Raw genomic sequence first — 22,469 nt, forward strand, 5'->3', positions numbered from 1 at the left:
GATACCCTTGACAGTTCTGTGGGCATCACGCCTGCCGTGTCGATCGGCGGACTTCACTCGATCGCGAACCGATCACCCCGTCAATCGTCGTCGTCAGTGCCGATGCGGTCGGGGATCGTCGTGGGAGCGTCCCCCGGCAGCGAGACGTCCCGGAGCGTAAAGCGCTTTACAACCATGTCGTAGCAGAAGACGAGCGTGCCGAGGATGATCATCGTGTCGCCGGGGAGGCGCGCCCAGAAGAGCAGCTGGACGAGTTCGCCCTCGTAGAAGGGAGGCTGCGCGCGGCGGCGTAGCTCTCGGCGAACGCGCCTCCGTCGCCTGGTTCGCTCTGCACGAACTGCTTGGCTACGAGGACACCATGAACTACGACGGGTCGTGGACCGAGTGGAGGAACCTGGTAAACGCGCCGATCGAGACGGGCGCAGCGGAGTGAAACCTATGTCGGGCCACGATCGACGGCCGCGTCGTACTGTTCTCGGGTCACCGTGTACCGGTGGAGGTCGGCGACCTCGTCGTCCATCGGGACCCAGTTCCGGAGGACGCCGTCGTACTGCCCGCCGTGGGCCTCGATGTACCGCTGGATCGCACGTTTCGATTTCTCGTTGCCATCGTTGTGACCGGCGGTCACGAGCTCCAGGTCGAGGCGGTCGAAGGCGAGTTCCATCAGCGCCGCCGCACGCTCGCCGGAGTAGCCGCGACCCCAGAACGGTTTCCCGAGGATGAGTCCGAGCCGCCCTGTCCGGCGATCCCACTCGCAGCTGAGCGTGGTCAGCCCCGCGAGTTTGCCGGCGCTGTCCTCGCCCGCCTTCGGCCGAACGACGTACTCGGCGCCCTCGGTCTCCGCCCAGCGGCGTTCGGCATCGTCAATCATCTCCTGGGCATCCTTCAGCGTCCGATACGGGCTCTGTGGGACGTGTTCGAAGACCTCGTCTACCCCCTCGCCGTAGCCGACTGCGAAGCACTCGTAGAGTTCGCGGACGTCGACCGTTTCGTGGCAGAATCGTTCGAGCCTGAGGCGGTCAGTCGCGACCGTTTCCGGGAACATGGGACATGATGAGAAGAGGACTCATATAATGCTACGCGACCACGCCGCCGACGACCCCGATGTCCGTCGCCACGCCGGCGCATTCTCGTAAGTCGACCAACAGATTCTTCTCGGCACGGGTGTATATTCAGTACGCAATGACAGTACTTTCAACAGAAGACGAAGGTAAGTTCCTGATGGACGTCCGTGGAGAGCAGATCGGCATCGTCACGGCGGTCGATCCGGTCGAGCAGGTCGCCTACGTCGATCCGGAGCCGAGCCTCACGAACGCGTGGATACAGAGCCTCGGCCGCGGCGACGCGGGTGAGGACGACATCGAGATTCCGAGCGAGAACATCGAGACGGTGACCGATTCGGAAGTTCGCGTCGACGCCGACCTCAGTAGCGAGGAGTGACGACGGTTCGAATCCGGTTGCCGGCGTGAACGCCGTCCGTCGGCTAGAAGTTCACCGCGTCCTGGCCTTTCAGGCCGAGGAACTCGCGGGTCTGGGCGGGCGTCGCAATCTCCCGCCCGGCCACCGACTTCGTCAGTTCGACCATCTTCTCGACGAGGTCGGCGTTGCTCGCGGCCAGTTCGCCGCGGCCGCGATAGAGGTTGTCCTCCAGGCCGACGCGAACGTGCCCGCCCATCGAGACGCCCTGTACGCCGAGGGGGAACTCCTGACGGCCGGCGCCGATGACCGAGAAGGAGTACTGGTCGCCGAAGAGTTTCTCCGCGGTTCGATACATGTGGGTCAGTTGCTCGGGATCGGCGCCGATCCCGCCGTGGATGCCCATGACGAACTGGATACGAAGCGGCGGATCGAGGAGACCGCGGTCGAGGAAGTGCTTGGCCGTGTAAAGGTGCCCGACGTCGTAACACTCGAGTTCCGGTTTGGTGCCACACTCGTCGAAGGTCTCGAGGAGGGATTCGATGTCGCCGAACGTGTTCCGGAAGATGAAGTCGCGGCTGTCGTCCAGATAGTCGGGTTCCCACTCGCGCTCGAACTCGTCGTAGGCGTTCAAGAGTGGGTACATCCCGAAGTTCATCGAGCCCATGTTACAGGAGGCGGTCTCGGGTTCGAGTTCGGGCACGGTCGCGATCCGTTCCTCGACGGACATCGCCGCCGACCCGCCGGTCGTCGGCTGGACGATCGCGTCCGTCTCGGCGCGGATTCCGCTCGCGATCTCGCGAAAGAGCGCGGGGTCGCTCGACGGTTCGCCCGTCTCGGGATCCCGGGCGTGGACGTGGATGATACTCGCGCCGGCCTCGGCGGCGGCGATGCCGTCTTCGATGATCTCCGCCGGTGTGACCGGCAAGTTCGGAGACATCGTCGGGACGTGGATCGCCCCGGTCAGTGCAGCCGTGATGATGACGTCGTCGTGGTGTTTCATGTGATGTGGAGTCGGGTCGTGGTGGGTGGTCGGATGGCTGGACAGCGCGATCGATACACCGACTGATCGGCGTCGATCAGCCGTCGCCGTCGACGAAGGCGACCGGGCGGACCCAGCCGCCGCTCGCGTTCTCGATCTTGATGGGGGCCGTGACGAGCGGGATCTCGGTCCGGCGTGGCAGCGCGTCGAGGTTGGCCATCTTCTCGATCTGGCAGTACTCGACGTCGCGACCCGCGAAGTGGGCCGGCCAGAGTTCGGCGTCGTCCTCGGCCTCGGCGTAGCGGGCACCCATCTCGGTGAACGGCTTGTCGAAGCCGTAGGCGTCGGTGCCGATGACGCGGATTCCCTGCTCGACGAGATGTTTCGTCGCGGCAGCGCTCATCCCGGGGAAGTCGGTCAGGTACGCCGGCGTCCCCCAGTGCTCGTCGGCGCCGGTTTCGAGCAGGACGATCTCGCCCGGCGAGAGGTCGTGGTCGATGGCGTCGAGTTGCTCGTCGATCTCGGCGGACGTGATCTCCGTGCCGGCGTCCTTCCAGGTGAAGTCGAGGACGACGGCCAGGCCGCGTGTCCACTCGAGCGGGACCTCGTCGATCGTTCGCGCGGGCTCACCGTCGACGGTTGGACCGTAGTGGGCCGGCGCGTCCATGTGGGTCCCGGTGTGGGTGATCGCGCTCACCTGCTCCCAGCCGAGTCCCATCCCGTCGGGGAAGTCCTCGGCGTAGACGTCGTAGCCCCCATCACGGAGGTTCTCCGCGAGCAGGGAGGCACCCGCCTCGTGATCGAAGTACTCGATGTCGGGCGGCCAGGGCTCGCTCTCGACGTCCGCTTCCAGGCCGATACTCAGGTCGATCGGGTCGTACTGTGTCGGGTCGAACATGCGTGTCGTGTAATCGTGTGTCGTCGGGTGGTCGTGCGTGTGTGGTCGATCGTGTTGTGTCGGGCCGCGTCGCGTGGTAGTGAGGTGGTCGTGCGTGTGTGGTCGATCGTGTTGTGTCGGGCCGCGTCGTGTGTAGTGGGGTGTGCCGTCCGAATCGGCGTAGTTGGGTGCCCTCCGTGCCGTGTGTAGTGGGGTGTGCCGCCCGCGTCTGGTTGCCTCGGGAAGCCTCACATCCCGAGGTACGCTTCACGCACCTCGTCGCTCCGTTTCAGCTCCGTCGCCGGGCCGGAGAGGGTTACCTCGCCGTTGTCGAGGACGTAGGCGCGATCGGCGATGTCGAGCGCGGAGAGTGCCTGCTGGGAGACCAGCAACACCGTCGTACCCGCCTCGTTGATCCGGCCGATCGCGTCGAGGATGTCGGCCGCGAGGTCTGGGGCGAGGCCGAGCGTCGGCTCGTCCAGGAGCAACATGTCGGGGTCGCTCATCAGGCCCCGGCTCATCGAGACCATCTGCTGTTGGCCGCCGGACATCGTCCCGACGCGCTGGTCGAGACGCGATTCCAGATCGGGGAAGATCTCGAACACGCGCTCGCGCAGGCTCGAAACGGTGTCGTCGTCGAGGCCGCGCGGCGTCGCGATCGCGAACGTCTCGGCGATGGTCATCTCCGGGAACAGCTTGCGATCCTCGGGGACGTGGACGAGGCCGCGTTCCCAGGTCTCGTTCGCCGCGAGAGACGTCACGTCTTCCCCGTCGAACCGGATCGCTCCCGAGTCGGGCGTCGACAGCCCGGAGACGTTCTCGAGCAGGGTCGTCTTGCCGGCCCCGTTCGAGCCCAGCAGCGCGACGAGTTCGCCAGGTTCGACCGAGAGCGAGACGTCCCGGAGGACGCGCGCTCGACCGTACGAGAAGTCGACGCCCTCGACGGCGAGCAGCGGCTCGCGAGCGGTCGTCTCACCCATCGAGACCACCCCCGGTTTCGGGCACGTCTTCGTCGGGCGTGGCGTCGCTGTCCGCCCCGGTCCCGACCTCGTCGCGGCCGGAGCCGAGGTAGACGTCGATCACCTGTTCGTCGTGGACGATCTCGTCGGGCACGTCTTCGGCGATGATAGTGCCGTTCGCGAGCACGCCGACGCGGTCACAGACCGTCATCGTCGCCTCCATGACGTGTTCGATCAGCAGGATCGTCACGTCGAGTTCGTCCCGAATTCCGTCAATCAGTTCGATCTGGCGCGCGACGTCCTCGTGGCTGAGCCCGGCGAAGACCTCGTCCAACAGGAGGAGTTTCGGCTCCGTGGCGAGCGCGCGGGCGATCTCGAGTCGCTTCTGCTCTGACATCGTCAGGTCACGGCTCTCCTCGTGGGCGAGATCGGCGAGATCCACGAGGTCGAGCAGTTCCAGCGCTCGGGCCCGGGCCTCGCTCACTCGATCGTAGCCGCCGGCGTAGACGAGGCCGGGCAAGAGGTTGTCCTGGGTCGTCATGCCGGGGTACGGCCGGGTGAGCTGGAAGGTTCGCCCGACGCCGTCGCGGGCGATGTGCTTCGGCGCGCGATCGGTAATGTCGGTGCCGTCGAAGACGATAGTCCCGTTATCGGCACGGAGGAGACCGGAGACGAGGTTGAACAGCGTCGTCTTGCCGGCCCCGTTCGGGCCGATGAGGCCCTGAATCGAGCCTTCTTCGACGGTCATCGAGACGCCTTCGAGGACCCGGAGGCCGCCGAAGGATTTCTCGATATCGCGCAGTTCGAGGAGCGCCATCACCGATCACCTCCCGGTGTCGCGCCGCCGAGTCTATCCGGCAATCGGCTCCGGGCGTGGCGACGGAGCCACGGGACCACGCCGTGGGGCAGATAGAGGATGACCCCGACGAGGACGAGTCCGTACATGATCTGGGCGACCTGGCCGCCGAACTGCAGGACGAGGAACTCGTCGACGACGCGGAGCGCCGCCGCCCCGACGAAGGGGCCGATCCAGTTGCCGGTCCCGCCGAGCAGCGCCATGAGGACGACCAGGATCGACACCCTGACGTCGAACATCGGCGTCGGCGTGACGTAGCCGAGGTACCAGGCGTAGATGCCGCCGGCGAGGCCGGCAAGCGCCGCCGAGAGGACGAACGCACCCACCTTCAGCCGGGTCGTGTCGATCCCCTGCGTGCTGGCGACCGCTTCGTCCTCCCTGATGGCGTAGAGGCCGATGCCGTACTTCGAGCGTTCGACGAGCCGAGCCGCGAGAATCGTCACGCCGAGGACGCCCACCATGAGCAGGTACAGCAGCACCTGGCTATGGGCCGGGTCGTCGAGCGGCGCCGGGAGGAAGACTCCCTGTGAGGCGTCGAGTCCGGGCAAGTTGGTCACGAACGCCTGGATGCCGAGCGCGATGACGAGCGTCACCAGCGCGAAGTACGGCCCTTTCAGCCGCAGGGCCGGGTAGCCGACCACGAGCGCGATGAAGCCAGCGACGGCCGCGCCGATCGGCGCGGTGAGGTAGGGCTCGAGGCCGTACTCGACGAACAGCCAGACGGACGTGTAGCCGCCGACGCCGAGGAACGCGACGTGGCCGAAGCTCTCGTAGCCGGCGTAGCCGCCCAGCACGTTCCAGCCGACGGCCAGCGAGGCGTACATGACCAGTAACATCAGGAACGAGAGGACGTACTGGTCCATCGTCAGGGCAGGCACGAGCGCCAGGAGTCCGACGACGGCGATCGCGAGCCGATCCGACGAGTCGAGTCTCTCTCGTATCATTGCTGGAAGAGTCCCTCCGGTTTGACGACGAGCAGACAGACGAGCAGGACGAAGAGGACGAAGTCGACCCAAGCGAACGGGACGACGAGCGCGCTCAGTTCGTACACCAGACCCGTGAGCAGTCCGGCGACCCCGGCGCCGACGACGCTCCCGACGCCGCCGAGGATGGTGACGATGAAGACGAACACCATCCAGTGGAGGTGCTCGCTGGGGGTGAACGACCAGAACATCGCGGTCGCGACGCCGGCGATCGCCGCCGTCGCGAGTCCGAGACCGAACGTGATCGCACTCACCCGGCGCTCGTCGATGCCCGAGAGGGCCGCCCCCTCAGCGTTCTGTGCGACCGCGAGGACCGCCCGCCCCGTGTACGTGTATTTGAGGAAGACGAACACGATCACGAGCGTGAGTAGCGCGAGGCCGGCTCCGACGAGCCGTCCGGTCGTCACCGGGACGCCGAGGACGTTCACGACGTCTCTGGTGTAGCCGGTCTGGAGTACGCGCGGGTCGGCGCTAAACTGGACGACGAGCAGGTTCTCGACGGCGATCGCCAGACCGAACGAGAGTACCATCGAGGCGAACGCCACCTCGCGGGCCCGATCGGCCAGCGGTCGGAAGAGCAACTCGTAGAGCGCGACGCCGATCACGAAGAACAGCGGCACGATCGCGACGAGTGCGAGAACGGGGTCGATGCCGTAGCTCGCGTGTGCGGTGTAGCCGAGATACGCCCCGAAGATGACGAACGCGCCGTGGGAGACGTGGATGACGTCGAGTGTCCCCCAGGTGAGGCTGAAGCCGACGCTCAGCGTCGCGTAGACCAGCCCGAGCAGGGTTCCGAGGACGATGGCTTCGATGACGGCCATCGTTAGAACTGCTCGTAGTAGGGATAGACGACGTCGTGCGTCGCCACGTCGTCGGGCGCGACGAGTTTCGCGACCCCGTCTCTGACCTGGGTGGCGTACTCGATCGGGTCCGGGAGCCCACGGTCGTCGAAGGCGTACTCGCCGCCGACCGTCTCGACGGAATTGCTCTTGAGCCAGTCGCGGATCGCACCGTTGTCGATTTCACCGGCGCCCTCGACGCCCTGCTGGAGGGTCTGCATCCAGGAGTAGCCGAAGAGGAAGTACTCGGACGTCGTGTCGCGGTCGTACTCCTCCTGGGCGATCTCGTTGAGTCGGTCGATGCCCTCGAACGGCAGATCCGGGTGCATCGACGTGCCGGAGACGACGTAGTCCCCGAGATCGCCGAGTTCGTCCTCCCAGGCCGGCGTGAGGGAGCCGATCCCCTGCAGGACGGCTTTGGGCTCGTAGCCGGTGTCGTGGATCGCCTGGATCGTCGAGACCCCGTCGCCGAAGAAACCGTTCGCGAAGAAGAGGTCGGCCCCGACGTCCGCCGCGCTCGAGACGAGACTCTGGGCGGAATCCAGTGGGAGCGTGTATCGCTCGTCCATCTCGAGCGGAATGCCGAGCCGATCCAGGTTCTTCGTCGTGCTCTCGTAGACCGCTTGCCCGACCGGGTTGTCGACCGTGATCGCTGCCGCCGTCTCCGGCCACTCGCTCTCGGGTTGGCCCTCGAGCCAGTTGAAGAAGCCGTCGTACCACCACTGGCCCATCAGCGGCGGGGCGCCGAAGGCGTACTCGAACCCCTGCTCGAACGAGGACATGTGGCCACCCATCGAGACGTACACCATGTCGTTCTGATCGGCCACCTGCATCTGGCCCGCCGCGGTGCTCCCGGGGTAGCCCCCGAGCAGCAGATCCACGCCCTCGCGGGTGATCAGCCGGTTCAACTGCGAGACGCCTTCGGAGGCCTCTGACTGATCGTCCTCGATGACGAGGTCGACCTCGCGACCGAGGAGGCCTCCGTCGTCGTTGACGTCCGAGGCCCACTGTCGGTAGCCGTCTTCGATGTACGTCGCCGTGTCGGCGTACGCCCCCGAGAGTGGGAGCGTCCCGCCGATGACGATCGCGTCACCGTCACCACCGTCCCCGAGAATGCTGTCGAAGCACCCCGCGAACGCCCCCGTCGCCCCGACGGCCGATGCCTGGAGGAAGCGCCGTCGCGAATTCGTATCATGATCTCGACTGTTGTGCCCAGATACCATGGGGCAAGTATTGCGAGTACCGGTGCATAAAGCTACGTATGGACGAATATGAGGGCTTCATACACGTTCACACAAACCATATAGAATGTGACTTGTAAATCAAGATACCTGACTGGCAGCCGGTCCGGCCGCTCGAGGACGATACCAGAGCCGACGTACGGATCGACGGGCGTGAGGGATTGAGGAGAGTGAGAGAGTGACGGGTGTGAGGGATCGACCGGCACTCGCCGCGAGCAACGAGGGGTGCCAGCGAAGCGACGCTGTCGGTTCCGCTGGGCGTCTACAGGCGAGATGGCGGTCGAGTCAGCGAAGCGGCAACCGGGACCGGGTAGCGCGCCAGATTCAAGGGGTGACCGGCTAGAGAGGCGCCATGCGCCTGACCGTCAACCTCGACGACGAGACCAGCGAGCGACTCGAGGGGCTCTCGGCGGCCGAGGGCGTGTCCAAATCGCAGATCGTTCGTGACGCGATCGGCCACTACGATCGGCTCCAGCGGGAGTGGGAGCAGGTCGAAGAGGAACGCCTGCAGTGGTACGTCCGACTGCTCGCCAGTTCCGAGCACATCATCCTCGATGTCGACCACCTCGACACCCTGTTAGACGCCGTCGAGGACCCGGAAGCGCTCGTCCCCACGTGGCGCGACATCGGCCGACGCCACGGCATCGAGTGGGGCAGCCAGTTCGACTCGCTCGAGAAGAAGCTGCGAGTCCTCGAGTACTGCAACCTCTTCCGAATCACCGCGCTCGACGACGAACAGTTCGCGCTGACGTTCAACAACGAGACCGAAGCCACCCTCATCGCCGCGTTCATCGAGGGCGAGTGCGAGGAACTCGGCTTCGACATCGATATCCGCCAGATCGATCGAAAACTCGTCGTGACGGATCGGACGGGATAGGGCCAGACTGGAGGACTACCGTCTTCACGCCTCGGGTCGGGGCATCGACTCGACCTCGCGAATCCGATCGGTTTTCTCGACGGACTCGTACTGGCGCCGCCAGGCGTCTTCGGGGAACAGCCCGTTGCGGTCGAAGAGATCGCGTGCTGCCTCGGTGAGTTCGTAGAACTTGTACGGATAGTCCCGCAGCCGGTTGCCGGGATCGATCTCGTGTTCGCGGACGACGCCGACGTCCAGCAGGGTGTGGAGGTGCCGCCGGATGGCGTCCTCGGAAAGCGGCGGGTTCATGTAGTCGAGTTCCTCGACGGTCGGCATTCCTGACGGATGGCCCACGATGTCCGCCAGGATGTCGGCCCGCTTCTGGTCCGTCGCCTTCTGTAACGCCCGCCAGGCGTCGAACGCTCCAGGGGAAGTGTTGGGCGACGGGTGGGCACCGTCGGCCGGCGGCGACTCTGGCTTCATACGCACCCATTGGACCGCAGTCAGCATAAAACCAGTTGACTCTTACTGAGGTTGGTTACGCAAATGGTCCCACAATCAGTCTACCTGCTTGTTCCAACCGGTCCCGGCCCCCGTCGATGCGGTTGGTTTCCGGCGGACGTCACGCGGACCGAATGACTCATGGCGTAGTAATTACCACCATTGTTCGATGGACGACGGCGCGGACGTGAGCGGGTCCGACACACCGTCGAGAGCCGATATCCCGGACGGAGAGACGCTGCTAGAGGGGATATCGGCCATCCAGCTCACCCCGGCCGAACACCAGCGGGTCAAGGATCTCGTCCACGGACCCCTGCTGAACCGAATCGAGCGTCACGACCGCCGCTATCTGGTCGTCGGTGCGGGCGGCGAGGTCGGTGCCGCGACCCGCCGCTCGATCGTCTACGACGAACTCGACGGGCGGACAGATCAGCCGGCGACGGCCATCCGCCTCGAGGACTTCGACCTCACTCCGGAGGAGATCCGGCTCTGGACGCGGGTCTTCGACATCCTCTGCGGACTCGCGACACACATCGTCGCCGTGCTGGAAGACTTCGACGGCGGCTACGTCTGGGAACTCGGCCTGCTGTTCGCGCCGGCGTATCGCGAGAAGGCGTGGGTGCTGAAACGACGGTACGACGATCCCGAGCGGGAGCGTGCCCGCTTCGACAACGGCATGGCCGCCTCGCACGTCGAGGCACTCCTGACCGGGGAGCGAGCGCACGAGTGGACGACGGTGGACGAACTGCGAGCCGCCGTCGACGAGATTCCGTGACGACTGGATCCACCTAACTTGGGCCGATCGGTCAGTTCACTACTCGATCAGATCCTGATCGAGCGGGTCCTCCACGTCGCCCATGATCGCCTCGAGGAGATCGGTCACCGTGACGAGACCGACGACGTCGCCGTCCTCGATGACGAGTGCAAGCTCCTGGCCCTCGGTCTGGAACTGGTCGATGGCGTCGCTGACGTCTGTATCGGGAGACAGTGTCATCGGCGGTGCCGCGAGTTCCGCGAAATCGACGTCCCCGCTCGCGAGTTCCTCCCGATGGCGGGTGAAGATCGGGAAATAGACGATGCCCCGGAAGTCCGTCAGGTCCTCGCCGACCAGCGGGTAGCGGGTCTGGGGCCGGTCTTCCATCCGCTTCGCGTTGTCAGCGAAGTCGGCCTCCGTCGAGAGCGCGACGATCTCGTCGGGCGGCACCATCACGTCACGGACCGGCTGCTCGCCGACCGCCAGTGCGTTCATCACCTCCTCACGACGTTCGTCGGGAAGCTCCCCCTGTTCGAGGACGTCACCGAGCCGGTTTCTGAGGTCGGCACGGGATTCGATCATGTCCGCTTCGGTCTCGGTCCACGCGCCCGTCATCTCGACGCCGAAGAGTCGCAGCGTCGACTTGGCCACCCAGTCGCCGAAGACGATGAACGGCTTGATGGCGACGGCGAACCAGTACAGCGGACCCGCGTACCGGGCGACCTGTTTCGAGCGTTCGACGCCGAGGTACGTGGGCGTCTGTTCGCCGTGGGTCAGGTGGATCATATTGATCAGGAAGAACGCGAGCAGTGACCCGGCGCCGGCCGACGCCAGCGCCGTGTTTTCGAAGAGTGGTTTGAAGACGGCTGCGAGCCCCGGCTCGGCCACGATCCCCAGCGCGATCGACGTCCCGGAGATCCAGATCTGGCAGGTCGTCAGGTACAGTTCCAGATCGTCGGTCATCTTCCACGCCCGTCGCAACTTCGGATCGGCGTCGAACTCCGCCTTCGAGAACTGTCGCGTCCGCGTCAGTGCGAACTCGACCGCGACGAAGTAGGCGTTGATCAGGATGAGTCCGACACCGGCGAGAATGCGCGCGGTGATCTCGATCGATTCCATCGCTGGCCAGTAGTCACGGCCGGAGTAAAGTAGTGATGGAATTCCAGGTCACGACCCCGCACACGAGGCAGCGGAGCAGTTGCGCTCAGAATTCGAGCGGTTCCATCTCGTGGACCGCACAGCCGAACTCCTCGGCCATGTCGTCGTGTACCTCCGGTTTAGCGGTGAGGTAGATGATCTGCCAGCCGTCCGCAACCAGATCCAGGAGCGTCTCGAATCCGTTCCGGAGTCGGGTTCGATCCGCGGCGAGGAACGGATCGTCGAGCAGCAGAAAGCCCGACTGGCCGCCCAAAACCTGCCCCGCGAGCGAGAGGCGAGCGGCGAAGTACAACTGATCGCGTGTGCCCTGGCTCAACTGGTCAGGCGCGAGTGTCCCGCCGTCCGATCGATGGACCGCCAGCGACCCGGCCTCCGGGTCGTACTCGACGGCGGTGTAGCGTCCGTCCGTAAGGTGGGCGAACGTCGCCGACGCCGGGCCGTCGGGCGAGAAGAGCGTCGCGGCCTTGCGTTCCTCGGCGTCGCGAATCTCGTCGACGATTCGAATCGCCTTCCGGGAGCGTTCGGCGTTCTCGGCGATCGTCTCGGACGCGTCCCGCAACTCGGCTTCGAGGGCTCGAAGGCCGTCTATGGTTCGCGCCCGTAACGACGGCGTCGTCTCGACGAACGGAGGGAGCGAGAGGTCGCCCACTCGACGGTCGAACGCGTCGAGCCGGTCGCGGTGGTCCGCGAGCTCCGCCTCGGCGGCCTCGAGGTCGGCGTCGAGGGCGTCCAGCCGCGTTTCCAGTCTATCCAGTTCGGTCTCGTCGTACTGGGCGGCATCGACCCCGTCGGCGTCCACCGCAGCTCGACGTTCTGCGAGCGCCGATTCCCAGCCTGCGATCGTGCCGTCGGGATCCGTCGCGTCCGGCTCGCCGAGCTCACGTGATAAGACCATTTCCGCTTTCGAGCGTCTGGTTTCTGCCTCTTCCAGCTGTTCGAGGCGTGTCTCGTAGGCATCGATCGAGTCCACGTCGGCGTCGGCCAGCGTCGACCGTACTGCCTCGCGTCGCCGCTCACGCTCCTCGACGGCAGCACGGCGGTCGGCCTCGAGTTCGTCGACGCGATCGGCCGTCTGGGCGACGCGTTCGTCGAGTTCGCGAACGCGCGCCTGGAGGCCCTCGAGTCGGTCCCGGTAGGCCCGACTGCGAACCGGTATCTCTTCGACCGAGTCGACGTCGAACCCGGCGTCGTGTGCCGTCTCCAGGAGCGCTCGCTCACGCTGGTCGGCCGCGACAGCACGGTCCGCCAGCCGGTGGTGGGACCACCACGACAGCGCGGCGACGGCGAACGCCACGAGAGCGATCACCCAGGCCACGAGCGCGGGGAGAGCGACGCCACCCCGCGCCACGAGCGCGCCCGCCCCACCGGCGACACCGGCCCCGACGAGCCCCGCCACCGTCAGCTGTCGGCGATGAGTGAGTCGCGATTCCAGCATCGCGTCGCCATCCGTCACCGGTTCCCGCGTCCGCTCCCGGTACGAGTCTGTGGCCCGTTCGAGGCGCGAAACCGCGTCGTCGCGCTGGGCGAGTTCCGCGTAGCGTTCGCGTTTTGTCTCCAGGGCCGACCGGTGGCGCTCCAGTGCCGTCCGCTTTCGGTCGAGTACGTCGTCGAGTTCGTCGATCCGCTCGCGAGCGTGATCGAGATCCACGTCCAGTTCGCGGAGTCGTTGCAGCGTTTCGCGGTCCACGGCGGCCGATCGGAGTGTCTCCGTCGCCGTCCGGTAGGCCGTCAGATTCGCTTCGGCCTCCTCGAGTTCGACGAGGTCCCGCGCCGTTTCCTGCGTCGTGAGGGCGGCCGCGACCGCTCGGCGCTCGCTCAGGAGCGACCGGCGCCGCCGGGCAAGCTCGTCGATCCCCTCCCTCGTCGCGGCCGCCACGTAATCTTCGACGTCGGCGGCGAGCGCGTCGACGGCCGCCTTCGCGTCTTTCGTGTCGTACTCGCGATTCGCCAGATTCAATCGGGCCTCGGTCAGCCGGCCCTCCTCGACCAGCCCGTCCCGAATCGTCTCGAGTTCCGTGGTGTGGACGTCGCCGAGGTGCTCGACCAGCGAGGTGTAGTAGTCGGCCGTCTCGGGAAGGGCGAGATCGCTGTCCCGGATGACGAACAGCGAGGAGAGGTGGGCCGGGTCGATCCGCGAGACATCACCGAGCGCCGTCCCGTTGCCGAGTTCGTGGCGTTCGGTGCCGTCGTCCAGGACGACGCGACCGACCGGCTCGCTCGCGACTCGCGGCCCGGGCTTTAGATGGTCGGCGACGGCCGGGTCAAGCAACTGGAGCAGCGCCTCGAGGAAGAGCGTCTTACCGGATTCATTCGAGCCAGCCACGATCGTGAGCCCGTCGCCGCAGGGCGGCTCGCAGCCGGCCAGTGGGCCGTATCGATCGACGGCCGTGCGCGTCAGCCGCATCGTCACTCCCCCCGCCGACCGGCGAGGGTTCGACTCGCGACCCGGAGTGTCCGCGTCCGGACCGACGCTTTCGTCTCGTCGTCCCAGTCGGTTTCCGCCAGGCGGTCCTCGAAGTCACGCATCACCGGGTGGGCGGTGACGTGGGACGCGTCGATCGTCTCGTTTCGAATCCAGCCGGGATCGGCCACGTCGTGCAGTCGGTCGGCGAAGTCGGATTCGCCCACCTCGACGACGCCGTCGACGACGATCGACGGCTCCGCAGTCGGCGTGACGGTCGTCTCGACCCACGCGGCCAGCTCCGCGAGGACGGCGTCCTCGGTTCCCGGCGTGACGGTCACGCGTTTCGCCAGGTGGTGATAGGTATCGATCGGTTCGAACGCCAGCTCCGCATCCGCCTCGAGGCGGACGACCCGTCGCCGACCGGTTTCAGACGTCCGCGTCGACGCCGGCGTCCCCGGGTAGGCGAACTCGGCACCGGACTCGAACTGCAGGTGGTGGGGTCCGTGGTAGTGGCCGGCGAGGTAGGCGTCGAAGTCCAGTTCGGCGAGTAGCGCCTCCGTCACGGGGAAGTACCGATAGGCCCCTTCGTCGCCGGCCTCCGCGTCGATCGGGGCGTCGAGACTGCCGTGGAAGAGGAGCACCTCCGTCCCGTCGAACGACGGCCGGTCCTCGAGTGCCAGCACCAGCTCGTCGGTCACCGACTCGCGGTAGGGAATCGCGATGATCCGGTACTCGCCGTCGGGGCTGTTCCAGGTGCCGTAGTCCGCTTCGTCCGCGATCACGGTACACGAATCGCCGAAGAAGAGGTCCCCGCGAAACGCCTCGATGTCGTGGTTCCCCGGGATGAGGACGATCTCGAAGGCACGATCGCTGAAGTACTGGTTCCGGAGCTCGCTCCGGAACTCGTCGACGTCCTCGGGACGATCGAAGAGGTCGCCACCGATCGTCAGGACGTCCGCGTCACGGGCCTCGGCGACCGAGAGGACGGCCTCGAGCGCATCCATCCGCTCCGGCGCGTCGGCCCGAAGGTGGACGTCGGCTGTGTGGACGAGTCGGGTCACGAGTGGGCCCCGTAGCCCTCCGTCCACAGTGTGGTCGCCGTCGTGGATCGACGGGTCGAAACTGTCCCTCCCAAGTGGGACACGGCCGCCATCCCCGATCGCGTGACCGTCCAGCGTGCGTTCACGGCTCTAACGTATCCGGTCCGGTGAAAGTATAGATTGTGGTGTGGCGGACGACGACCGCCACCCGGCGACCCGACGCCAGCGGGACACACACACACACACACACACACACACACTGGCTCGACGATCATGCACGGGGAAAGAGCCGAATACGCAGCGATCGAATTGGAGCGCATGCCCACCTACCAGACGTCGTCCGTGATCGACGCGCCGTTCGACAGGGTGTGGTCGTTCTACGACGACACCGAGGGGCTCGAAGCCCTCACGCCGGACTGGCTCGGGCTTCGCCGTCCAACCATCGTCGGGCCCGACGGCGAGCCGGAGCCGGACGCCTTTCGGCCGGGAACCGAGATACGACTCGAACTGGAACCGCTGGGCCTGTCCGGCCTCCCCGGCACCGAGTGGGTCGTCGAGATCGTCGAGCGAGAGGTCGACAACGACCGCGCCCGCTTCGTCGACGAGCAGGTCATCGGTCGCGGGCCGTTCCGGTCCTGGCGCCACACCCACCGCTTCGTCGACCTCGGCGGCGAGACACTGCTGGTCGATCGGATCGACTACCGGCTCCCGTACGCTGGGACGCTTCCGCTCGCGACACCTGCTCTCGCGGCGCTTTTGTGGTATCGACACCGCCGAACGCGGCAGTTGCTCGAAGCCGACCAGGCTGCGGGCGCCGGGCTCTGAACAGGCGTGGACGCCGAACGAGTGGGCCCGTCGTCGCGACCACCGAACTCCGGTTGGCGTCACGCCCGGGACGGCCCACCGTGACCGACGCCACTTCCGACGAGCCTTTCCGGATCGACGGCCTCGGTCGTGTACGAACGCGAAATCGCCGGCGACGCCCACCCATCTCGGCGACGCCGACGGGAGATTGCGATGACAGGAAAAGATCACTACTACAACAAGGCGAAACAGGAGGGCTACCGGGCCCGCTCGGCCTACAAGCTCCAGCAACTAGACGACCTCGAGGGACTCATCGACCGCGGCGACACCGTCCTCGACCTCGGCGCGGCGCCAGGCGGTTGGCTGCAGGTCGCCGCCGAGCGCGTCGGCCCCGAGGGGACCGTCATCGGCGTCGACTTCCAGCGGATCGACGGATTCGACGACGAGATCGACGATCGGATCGAGACGCTCCGGGGCGACGTCACCGAAGCGAAGACGCTCGATCGGATTCGACGCGCTGCCGGCGCGTCCGATGGCGAGTCGAACGGCGAACGCGGCGCCGTCGACGTCGTCCTCTCGGACATGGCGCCGAACGTCACCGGCGAGTACTCGCTGGACCAGGCCCGCTCGCTGCACCTCGCACGCACCGCCTCCGAGGTCGCCCTCGAACTCCTCGAGACGGGCGGCACCTTCGCCGCCAAGGTCTTCGAAGGTCCCGACGTCGACGACTTCAGGGCCGACCTCGAAGACGAGTTCCAGTACGTCCGCGCGACCGTGCCGAAGGCGACCAGAGACGAGTCCTCCGAACTGTACCTGCTCGGTATCGGTCGGCTAACCGCACCCGTAAGCGCCGGCGACGAACACGAAGTCGAGATCGTCGACACGGGCTCGGAAGGCGACGGGATCGCGACGGTCGAGGGATTCAGGCTGTTCGTCCCGGACGCCGAACCCGGTGAGACCGTCCGCGTCCGCGTCGACGACGTCAAACCCCACTTCGGCTTCGCAGAACGGATCGACGACTGAGAGAGTCGGTCCGGAACGTGCGACGCAGCCGCATCGAGCCGCTGTTGGTTTCTACTCCTCGTCTGCGAGGCGGCCGTGGCGCTGATCGATCTCGTCCAAGATATCCAGATTCTTCCGGATCGACGCCCGGATCGCGTCGCTTCGGTTGACGTACTTGCCCTCGTCACCGACGTGGTCGTCCAGATCCGCGAGTAACTCGCCCGGAATCTCGACGCTGATCTTCGGCATACCGGGCGTTCGAACCGGCCGGTTGTAAGTGTAGCCACCGCGGAAGCGGCCCTATTCGCCTGCGCCAGCGACGTCCGCAGCCGGGTCGGGACCCGACTCCGTGGCAGTCGTCGCGCCGCCGCCACCGAACAGGCGACCGCCGGCCGTCAGCACGTACAACACGGCGAGACCGAGCAGGTACGTCAGCGAGAGCGGGATCGCGACGGCGAACATCTTCAGGATGCCGCTGGGGCTCGCGAACATCGCCACGACGAAAATGCCGACGACGGCCGGGCGCCAGCGACGGCGCATCGTCCGATAGGAGACGATGTTCCCGACGTGGAAGAGCACCATCGTGACCAGGACGTTGAACAGGAAGCCAACGCCGAGCGTGGTGTAGATTACGAGCCAGAAGAAGCTCTTCATCCGGTAGGAGACGACCATCTCGTTCGCCAGCGCGTCGGTGATGAGATAGGAGATGACCGACGGGGCGATGTAGAAAAAGCCCAGGTAGGTGCCGGCGGCGAATCCGAGGAACAGGGACACACCCCAGACCGCGAACGTCCGCCGGTCGCCGCGAGCCAGGCCACGCTCTCTGATGGCCGGCCAGGCCCAGTAACAGACGAACGGAAGGATCGAGACAGCCGCCAGGATCGTACTGACCTTGACGATGAAGATCAGCACCTCGACGGGGTGGAGCGCGACGACGAAGCCCGAGTCCTGGAGGAGTTGGGTGAGCCCAGCCGACTCGTCGATCGTCGCGCCGTTGCTCTCGGCGACCTCCACCAGTAGCTCCCGGGGGACGCTGTCGACGAACTGCCGGAGGCTGCGCTTGATACCGCCGGCGTACAGCCAGAGGAACGACCCAGCCAGCACGGCCATGAACAGCCCGACGACGTAGATGAGCTTCGACGTGAGGCTTTCGACGATGAACGCGAGGTCGTACGCGAACCCGCCGAGGTCCTCCTCGGTCGTCTCCGACTCGGTGAACGGATCGAGCATTCCGGCAGCAGTACTGGCCAGCGGTGAGGAGTCGTCTTCGCCCTCGCTCCCGTCGGCTGGGGCTCCCTCGCTGGGTTGTGTCTCAGCCTCGCCCGGTGACGCCTCCGCTGCCGTCTCGCCCTCCTCGATGGCTGCGATCGAGTCGAACCGATCGATGATCGCCTGGGCTTTCTCGCGATCGTCGGCGTGCATCGCTTCGCGAGCGACGCTCATCATCTCGTCTTCGGACATCGACGAAAAGACCGGCGCCGGAACCCGCTTGATGTCGCTCGGGTCCAGAACGGTGAAGTCCACGTCGTCTTCGGTCTGTGCCGTTGCAAGAGCGCTCTCTCGCGGATACACCGGCGTCCGAAGGACCTGGACGGTCACGACTGCGAGCGCGAGGGCGGCGACGCCGAGGGTCAGAATCGCCGCGGCCCCCAGCAGCCCGGCGGTTCCGTGCTCGACGACGAGTTCGCCGATAATCGTCGGCTCCGCCGGTTGCACCGCCGGCGGGAGTTCCGGAACGATAGTTTCTGCGACCCAGGTCCGCGCACCGGCGGCGAGCGCGACGGCGATAGCCAGAAAGACCACGGCCACGATCGCGATCGTCTGGCCGAGTCGGCGCTTGACGTGTCCGACGCCGCTCCCGATCTCCGCGGCCCCGCGGCGGCGGGTGTTCGCGACGAGTTTCGCCAGTCCGAGGCTGAACACGTAGAGGGCGACCAGCGGCAGCGCCCACATGAGTTGCGTGATCGGATCCGGCGGGGAGAAGAAGGCGCCGAAGACGGTGATGCCGACGATCGCGTGGCGCCACTTGTCACGGAACGTCTCGTAGGAGACGATCTCGGTGTAGGAAAACGTCGCCATCAGCAGCGGGAGCTGGGCGGCGAGGCCGAACGAGATCGTCAGCAGCGAGACGAACTCGGTGAACTCCGTGATCCCCCAGCTCGGCTTGACGCCGGCATTGTACGCAATCTCGCCGAGGAAGAGGAACGTAAACGGGAAGAAGACGGTGAACGCGTAGACGATCCCAACCACGAAGAGGACGATCGAGACCAGCCCGAACGCCACGAGCCACAGCCGAGAGATCGGGACGACACTCGTAAAGCCGCGATCCTGGAGGGACCCCCGTGCGTAGTACACCAGCGCCGGAATCGCGAAGACGATCCCGACGAGCAGGCCGATCTTCGCCTGCAAGAGGATGACCTCGAACGGCGTCCGGGTGATGAGCTCGGTCGCGACGGCCACGTCGCCTTCCATATTGGTCTTGGCCGTCTGCTCTAAGAAATCCCAGACCCAGATCCGCATCGCGTAGAACGTGCCGATGAAGCCGATGACGAAGAAAATAAAGACCTTCTGCAGGTGACGTCTGGCAGTCGAGACCATCGCGCCGGCGGTCGCGCGGCCAGTGTTGATCGCCTGCGCCGTGTCTTCGTCGACGACACCACTCATGAAGTGGCGGACACTACCTTTCTTCCAGTTATCAACCTTTCGAGTCAACCGACGCGTCGGCCCTCGCGTCGCGCGTGCAATTCTCACCTCGACGGGTGCGCCGTAAGAAAAAGGCCTATAACCGACCCCGAAACAATCACACGTAGATGCCGGACGAGCGGGAGGAGTCGACGACGACCGACCCCGAGGAGCCGCGGGACCGTGACGCCGAGGCCTCGGAGGCCGACGGCGCCGTCGACGCAAAGGAACCCACCGGCGATTCCCAGTCGATCGACGAGGACGGGCCGAGTGACAACTCAGATCGCGTGCCAGACGAGGATGGGGCGAGCGACGAGTCCGAATCCGAACGCGTGCCAGACGAGGGAGAGTCAAGCGACGACTCAGATCGCGTACCGGGCGAGGGCGGACTCACGTTCGAGGGGAGTCCGTCGCAGAAGTTCGAGTGGGGTTCGTCGGAGGACCGCCCCGACTCGCCGCCAAAGCCAGCGAAAGCCGGCGACGGCGACGATCAGGACGGCGATACGACCGATTCGGCGGAGTCGAGCGGTAGCGGTGGTGGCGCAACCGCCCCGGTCCCGAGCGCCCAGACCGAACCCGTGACCGGCGGCTCGGAACGAACCGAGGAGGTCGGTGGGATCTCGACGCCGCCAGACGACGAGGAGATGCCGCTTGCGGACCACGTCGAGGAGATGATCTCTCGGCTGGCGATCGTCCTGCTCGTCGGGGCGGCGGCGACCGCCGTCGGCCTCCTCTGGGCGACCGACGCCATCGGGATCATCTGGGCCGAGGCGATCCCACAAGCGGAGGCGTGGCGGCCACACCTCTACGGCCCTCTGGAGCTCTGGCTGACTCGGATCAAGGTTGCCAGCCTGCTCGGGATCATGGTCGCGCTCCCCGTGTTCGTCTACGAGACCTATCTCTTCATGCGCCCCGGTCTCTATCCGCACGAGCGCAAGTACTACCTCGCGGCGGTGCCGACGAGCGTCGTGCTGGCCGCGATCGGGATGCTGTTTTCCTACCTGCTCGTCCTGCCGGTCCTCTTCGAGTACTTCTCGTACTACTCGCGAGAGAGCGCCGCGATCAAGTACGGGCTCGGTCCGACCTTCGACCTGATCATCACGCTCACCGCGTTCCTGGCCGTCGTCTTCCAGATCCCGCTTTTCATCATGCTCGCGGTGATGATGGGCGTGACGACCCGGCAGTGGCTCGCCGACAAGCGCCTGTACTTCTGGGCGGCGTTCGCCGGCCTCGCCTTTACCTTCACGATCGACCCGAGTGGGATGGCCGCCGGCCTCGTCGCGATCACGATGATCGTCCTGTACGAGGGGACGCTACTGGTGCTGAAGTGGGTCGGCGTCGACTGATCGGTTCGGCGCCACCGTCGACTCGTCCCTGAATAGCCCAACTGCCAGCGGCAGGGCCATGGCGCACACTTACGGAAGTCCTCGATGGATGCCGGTCATGGACGTGACAGCCGCGCTCGACCGATCGCCGTCACGAACGCAGTCCGCCGAGCACGCGTCGTCGCGGACCGAACACGCCCTCGCGGCGAGCGCCCGTGGCGTGCAGGCCGGCTTCGTCGCCACGCTCATCATGACCGCGTTTCGCCTCCCGATCCTGCGGTCGCTGCCGCCCTCCGCGCACTTCTGGGCCGCGTACGTCGCCGGCGGCGATCCCGAAGATCACTCCGTCCCCGGCCTCGTCTTGCATCTCGGCTACGGAACGGTCGCCGGAGCGATCTTCGGCGGCCTGTTCGCCGTACAGGACGCCGAAGAGGCGATCGAGGCCGAACAGCGTGGGCTGCTCTGGGGGTCGGTCTACGGCCTCGCTCTCTCGGCGTTCGGGACGCAGGTCATGCTAAAAGAGATACTCGGGCTGGAGCTCGAGGCCGACGAACTCGCCCTCTTCCACGCCGCCCACCTCGTCTACGGCGTCTCCCTCGGCGCCTGGGTTGGCTCCCGGACAGAGGGCGTCGACGATCCCGACGCCTACGGGTACGACTAGACTGGTTGTACCGAGCGTGAAAGACCGCGGCGGCGCAGTGGTGGCGCGTGGAAACGACGTACGGCCGACCGGCGACCGGACCCGGTTACCGGGCGCGGAACCACTCGATCGTCTGTGCCAGCCCATCGGCGATGGAGACGGTCGGTTCGAAATCGAGCTGCTCGCGGGCGCGGTCGATCGAGCCCGCCGAGTGGCGAATGTCGCCGGGGCGCGCGTCGTCGTGGACGATCGACGAATCGGAATCCGATAGCGCCCGAATGCGCTCGGCCAGCCGGCGAATCGAGATTGGATCCCCGGTCGCGACGTTGTAGGCCTCGCCGACGGCGTCGGTCGTCGCGGCCAGCAGATTCGCGCGGACGACGTCCGAGACGTGGACGAAGTCGCGTGTCTGCGCACCGTCGCCCTCGACCGTGATCGGTTCGTCCGCGAGCGCCTGCTCCGCGAAGACACTGATTACGCCGGCGTACTCGCCGGGCGGCTGGCCGGGGCCGTAGACGTTGAAGTAGCGCAACGCGGCGGTCTCCAGTCCGTACAGGTCGTGATACAGCCGCGCGTAGTGGTCCGCAGCGAGTTTGTCGAGACCGTACGGCGAGGTCGGTCGCTTCGACGCCGGCTCGACGATCGGCGTCGTCTCGGGTTGGCCGTACAGCGCCGCACTCGAGGCGAGTACCACCCGAGCGTCGTGGCGCCGCGCCGCCTCGAGGACGGCGAGCGTCGACGCCGCGGTGACCTCGTGACTCGCCAGCGGTTCCTCGACCGATTGGGCGACGCTCACCATCGCCGCCTCGTGGAAGACGACGTCGGCCGCTTCGACGGCGCGCTCGAGGGCGTCCCCGTCCCGCACGTCGGCCTCGACGAACGTCGCCTCGGCCGGCACGTTCGACCGGTCGCCGGACGCGAGCGAGTCGTAGACGGTGACGTCGGCGTCCGGTGTGAGCGCGTGGGTGATGTGCGAACCGATGAAGCCGGCCCCGCCAGTGACGAGCACGCGAGTGCCGCCCAGTTCGTGGGTGGGATACGTGACGAGATCGTGGGCACTCGAGCGCGGCGGTTCGACCGCTGGGGCATCAGGGTGACGGGACGACGAACGCGCGTCCATAGCGACGACTCGACACGCCCCGATTTGAGT

22 protein-coding genes and 2 pseudogenes are annotated in these 22,469 nt (G+C 66.3%); 8 read left to right on the forward strand and 16 right to left on the reverse strand.

Translation table 11 applies throughout. The features are described 5' to 3' along the window. Positions 1–80: 80 nt before the first annotated feature. Positions 81–307 (reverse strand): annotated as a pseudogene (locus HALRU_RS16285) (nitric-oxide reductase large subunit); the annotation flags it as partial. Here HALRU_RS16285 and HALRU_RS16030 point away from each other — a divergent pair. Continuing rightward, positions 296–433 (forward strand): annotated as a pseudogene (locus HALRU_RS16030) (sulfurtransferase); the annotation flags it as partial. The pseudogenes HALRU_RS16285 and HALRU_RS16030 overlap by 12 nt on opposite strands. Before the next feature lie 3 nt (positions 434–436). On the opposite strand, the gene HALRU_RS13800 reads toward HALRU_RS16030, so the two are convergent. Next, positions 437–1,045, reverse strand: a complete 609-nt coding sequence (locus tag HALRU_RS13800) for a GNAT family N-acetyltransferase (RefSeq protein WP_015302004.1) — start codon at positions 1,043–1,045, stop codon at positions 437–439. Between the two features lie 137 nt (positions 1,046–1,182). On the opposite strand from HALRU_RS13800, the gene HALRU_RS13805 reads away from it, so the two are divergent. After that, on the forward strand, positions 1,183–1,440 hold the full coding sequence (locus HALRU_RS13805; RefSeq protein WP_049907241.1) for a hypothetical protein: 258 nt from the start codon (positions 1,183–1,185) through the stop codon (positions 1,438–1,440). A 43-nt stretch (positions 1,441–1,483) separates the two neighbouring features. On the opposite strand, the gene HALRU_RS13810 is transcribed toward HALRU_RS13805, so the two are convergent. From HALRU_RS13810 to HALRU_RS13840, 7 genes are all read right to left on the reverse strand, one after another. Continuing rightward, positions 1,484–2,419 (reverse strand): BKACE family enzyme, encoded by a 936-nt coding sequence (locus HALRU_RS13810; RefSeq protein ID WP_015302006.1) that lies wholly within the window; start codon positions 2,417–2,419, stop codon positions 1,484–1,486. A 76-nt stretch (positions 2,420–2,495) separates the two neighbouring features. Continuing rightward, positions 2,496–3,296, reverse strand: a complete 801-nt coding sequence (locus tag HALRU_RS13815; RefSeq protein ID WP_015302007.1) for a cyclase family protein — start codon at positions 3,294–3,296, stop codon at positions 2,496–2,498. A gap of 227 nt (positions 3,297–3,523) precedes the next feature. After that, positions 3,524–4,255: an ABC transporter ATP-binding protein gene (locus tag HALRU_RS13820; protein ID WP_015302008.1), complete on the reverse strand. Its 732-nt coding sequence runs from the start codon at positions 4,253–4,255 to the stop codon at positions 3,524–3,526. After that, on the reverse strand, positions 4,248–5,051 hold the full coding sequence (locus tag HALRU_RS13825) for an ABC transporter ATP-binding protein (RefSeq protein WP_015302009.1): 804 nt from the start codon (positions 5,049–5,051) through the stop codon (positions 4,248–4,250). Before HALRU_RS13825 ends, HALRU_RS13820 begins: the two co-directional genes overlap by 8 nt. After that, positions 5,051–6,034 (reverse strand): branched-chain amino acid ABC transporter permease, encoded by a 984-nt coding sequence (locus HALRU_RS13830; protein ID WP_015302010.1) that lies wholly within the window; start codon positions 6,032–6,034, stop codon positions 5,051–5,053. The genes HALRU_RS13825 and HALRU_RS13830 overlap by 1 nt, the downstream gene beginning before the upstream one ends. Further along, entirely contained in the window at positions 6,031–6,894 is an 864-nt protein-coding gene (locus HALRU_RS13835) for a branched-chain amino acid ABC transporter permease (protein ID WP_007701903.1), read from the reverse strand. Before HALRU_RS13835 ends, HALRU_RS13830 begins: the two co-directional genes overlap by 4 nt. 2 nt (positions 6,895–6,896) lie before the next feature. Next, positions 6,897–8,135, reverse strand: a complete 1,239-nt coding sequence (locus HALRU_RS13840; protein ID WP_015302011.1) for an ABC transporter substrate-binding protein — start codon at positions 8,133–8,135, stop codon at positions 6,897–6,899. A 370-nt stretch (positions 8,136–8,505) separates the two neighbouring features. On the opposite strand from HALRU_RS13840, the gene HALRU_RS13845 reads away from it, so the two are divergent. Further along, complete coding sequence (locus HALRU_RS13845) at positions 8,506–9,030, forward strand: ribbon-helix-helix protein, CopG family (protein WP_007701894.1); 525 nt, start codon at positions 8,506–8,508, stop codon at positions 9,028–9,030. A gap of 24 nt (positions 9,031–9,054) precedes the next feature. On the opposite strand, the gene HALRU_RS13850 is transcribed toward HALRU_RS13845, so the two are convergent. Then, on the reverse strand, positions 9,055–9,492 hold the full coding sequence (locus HALRU_RS13850) for a hypothetical protein (protein ID WP_015302012.1): 438 nt from the start codon (positions 9,490–9,492) through the stop codon (positions 9,055–9,057). 187 nt (positions 9,493–9,679) lie between these two features. Here HALRU_RS13850 and HALRU_RS13855 point away from each other — a divergent pair, with 187 nt between their 5' ends. Further along, positions 9,680–10,285: a hypothetical protein gene (locus HALRU_RS13855; protein WP_015302013.1), complete on the forward strand. Its 606-nt coding sequence runs from the start codon at positions 9,680–9,682 to the stop codon at positions 10,283–10,285. A gap of 39 nt (positions 10,286–10,324) precedes the next feature. Here HALRU_RS13855 and HALRU_RS13860 read toward each other — a convergent pair whose 3' ends face one another. The 3 genes from HALRU_RS13860 to HALRU_RS13870 form a co-directional block, all read right to left on the reverse strand. Further along, positions 10,325–11,383, reverse strand: a complete 1,059-nt coding sequence (locus HALRU_RS13860; protein WP_015302014.1) for a CNNM domain-containing protein — start codon at positions 11,381–11,383, stop codon at positions 10,325–10,327. A gap of 85 nt (positions 11,384–11,468) precedes the next feature. After that, complete coding sequence (locus HALRU_RS13865) at positions 11,469–13,826, reverse strand: ATP-binding protein (protein WP_015302015.1); 2,358 nt, start codon at positions 13,824–13,826, stop codon at positions 11,469–11,471. Positions 13,827–13,828: 2 nt separating this feature from the next. Then, entirely contained in the window at positions 13,829–14,887 is a 1,059-nt protein-coding gene (locus tag HALRU_RS13870; RefSeq protein ID WP_015302016.1) for a metallophosphoesterase family protein, read from the reverse strand. A 252-nt stretch (positions 14,888–15,139) separates the two neighbouring features. Here HALRU_RS13870 and HALRU_RS13875 point away from each other — a divergent pair, with 252 nt between their 5' ends. Next, a complete protein-coding gene (locus HALRU_RS13875; RefSeq protein ID WP_015302017.1) occupies positions 15,140–15,691 on the forward strand; it encodes an SRPBCC family protein in 552 nt (183 codons plus the stop codon). Positions 15,692–15,883: 192 nt separating this feature from the next. After that, complete coding sequence (locus HALRU_RS13880) at positions 15,884–16,693, forward strand: 23S rRNA (uridine(2552)-2'-O)-methyltransferase (protein WP_015302018.1); 810 nt, start codon at positions 15,884–15,886, stop codon at positions 16,691–16,693. 51 nt (positions 16,694–16,744) lie between these two features. Here the strand turns inward: HALRU_RS13880 and HALRU_RS13885 are convergent, their stop codons facing one another. Both HALRU_RS13885 and HALRU_RS13890 read right to left on the reverse strand, forming a co-directional pair. Next, positions 16,745–16,921: a ribbon-helix-helix domain-containing protein gene (locus HALRU_RS13885; protein WP_007701880.1), complete on the reverse strand. Its 177-nt coding sequence runs from the start codon at positions 16,919–16,921 to the stop codon at positions 16,745–16,747. Between the two features lie 51 nt (positions 16,922–16,972). After that, positions 16,973–19,336 carry a twin-arginine translocase subunit TatC gene (locus tag HALRU_RS13890; protein ID WP_015302019.1) on the reverse strand — a complete coding sequence of 788 codons (2,364 nt, stop codon included), beginning with the start codon at positions 19,334–19,336 and terminating at the stop codon, positions 16,973–16,975. Positions 19,337–19,482: 146 nt separating this feature from the next. Here HALRU_RS13890 and HALRU_RS13895 point away from each other — a divergent pair, with 146 nt between their 5' ends. After that, the gene (locus HALRU_RS13895; RefSeq protein ID WP_015302020.1) at positions 19,483–20,700 is read left to right on the forward strand and encodes a twin-arginine translocase subunit TatC; all 1,218 of its coding nucleotides are present in this window, start codon (positions 19,483–19,485) and stop codon (positions 20,698–20,700) included. A 97-nt stretch (positions 20,701–20,797) separates the two neighbouring features. After that, positions 20,798–21,340, forward strand: coding sequence for a DUF6789 family protein (locus HALRU_RS13900; protein WP_015302021.1), 543 nt, complete (start codon positions 20,798–20,800; stop codon positions 21,338–21,340). 85 nt (positions 21,341–21,425) lie between these two features. Here HALRU_RS13900 and HALRU_RS13905 read toward each other — a convergent pair whose 3' ends face one another. Further along, positions 21,426–22,439, reverse strand: a complete 1,014-nt coding sequence (locus tag HALRU_RS13905) for an NAD-dependent epimerase/dehydratase family protein (protein WP_015302022.1) — start codon at positions 22,437–22,439, stop codon at positions 21,426–21,428. Positions 22,440–22,469: the final 30 nt, after the last annotated feature.

The organism is Halovivax ruber XH-70 (assembly GCF_000328525.1).
In the GTDB taxonomy this organism is placed as follows: domain Archaea; phylum Halobacteriota; class Halobacteria; order Halobacteriales; family Natrialbaceae; genus Halovivax; species Halovivax ruber.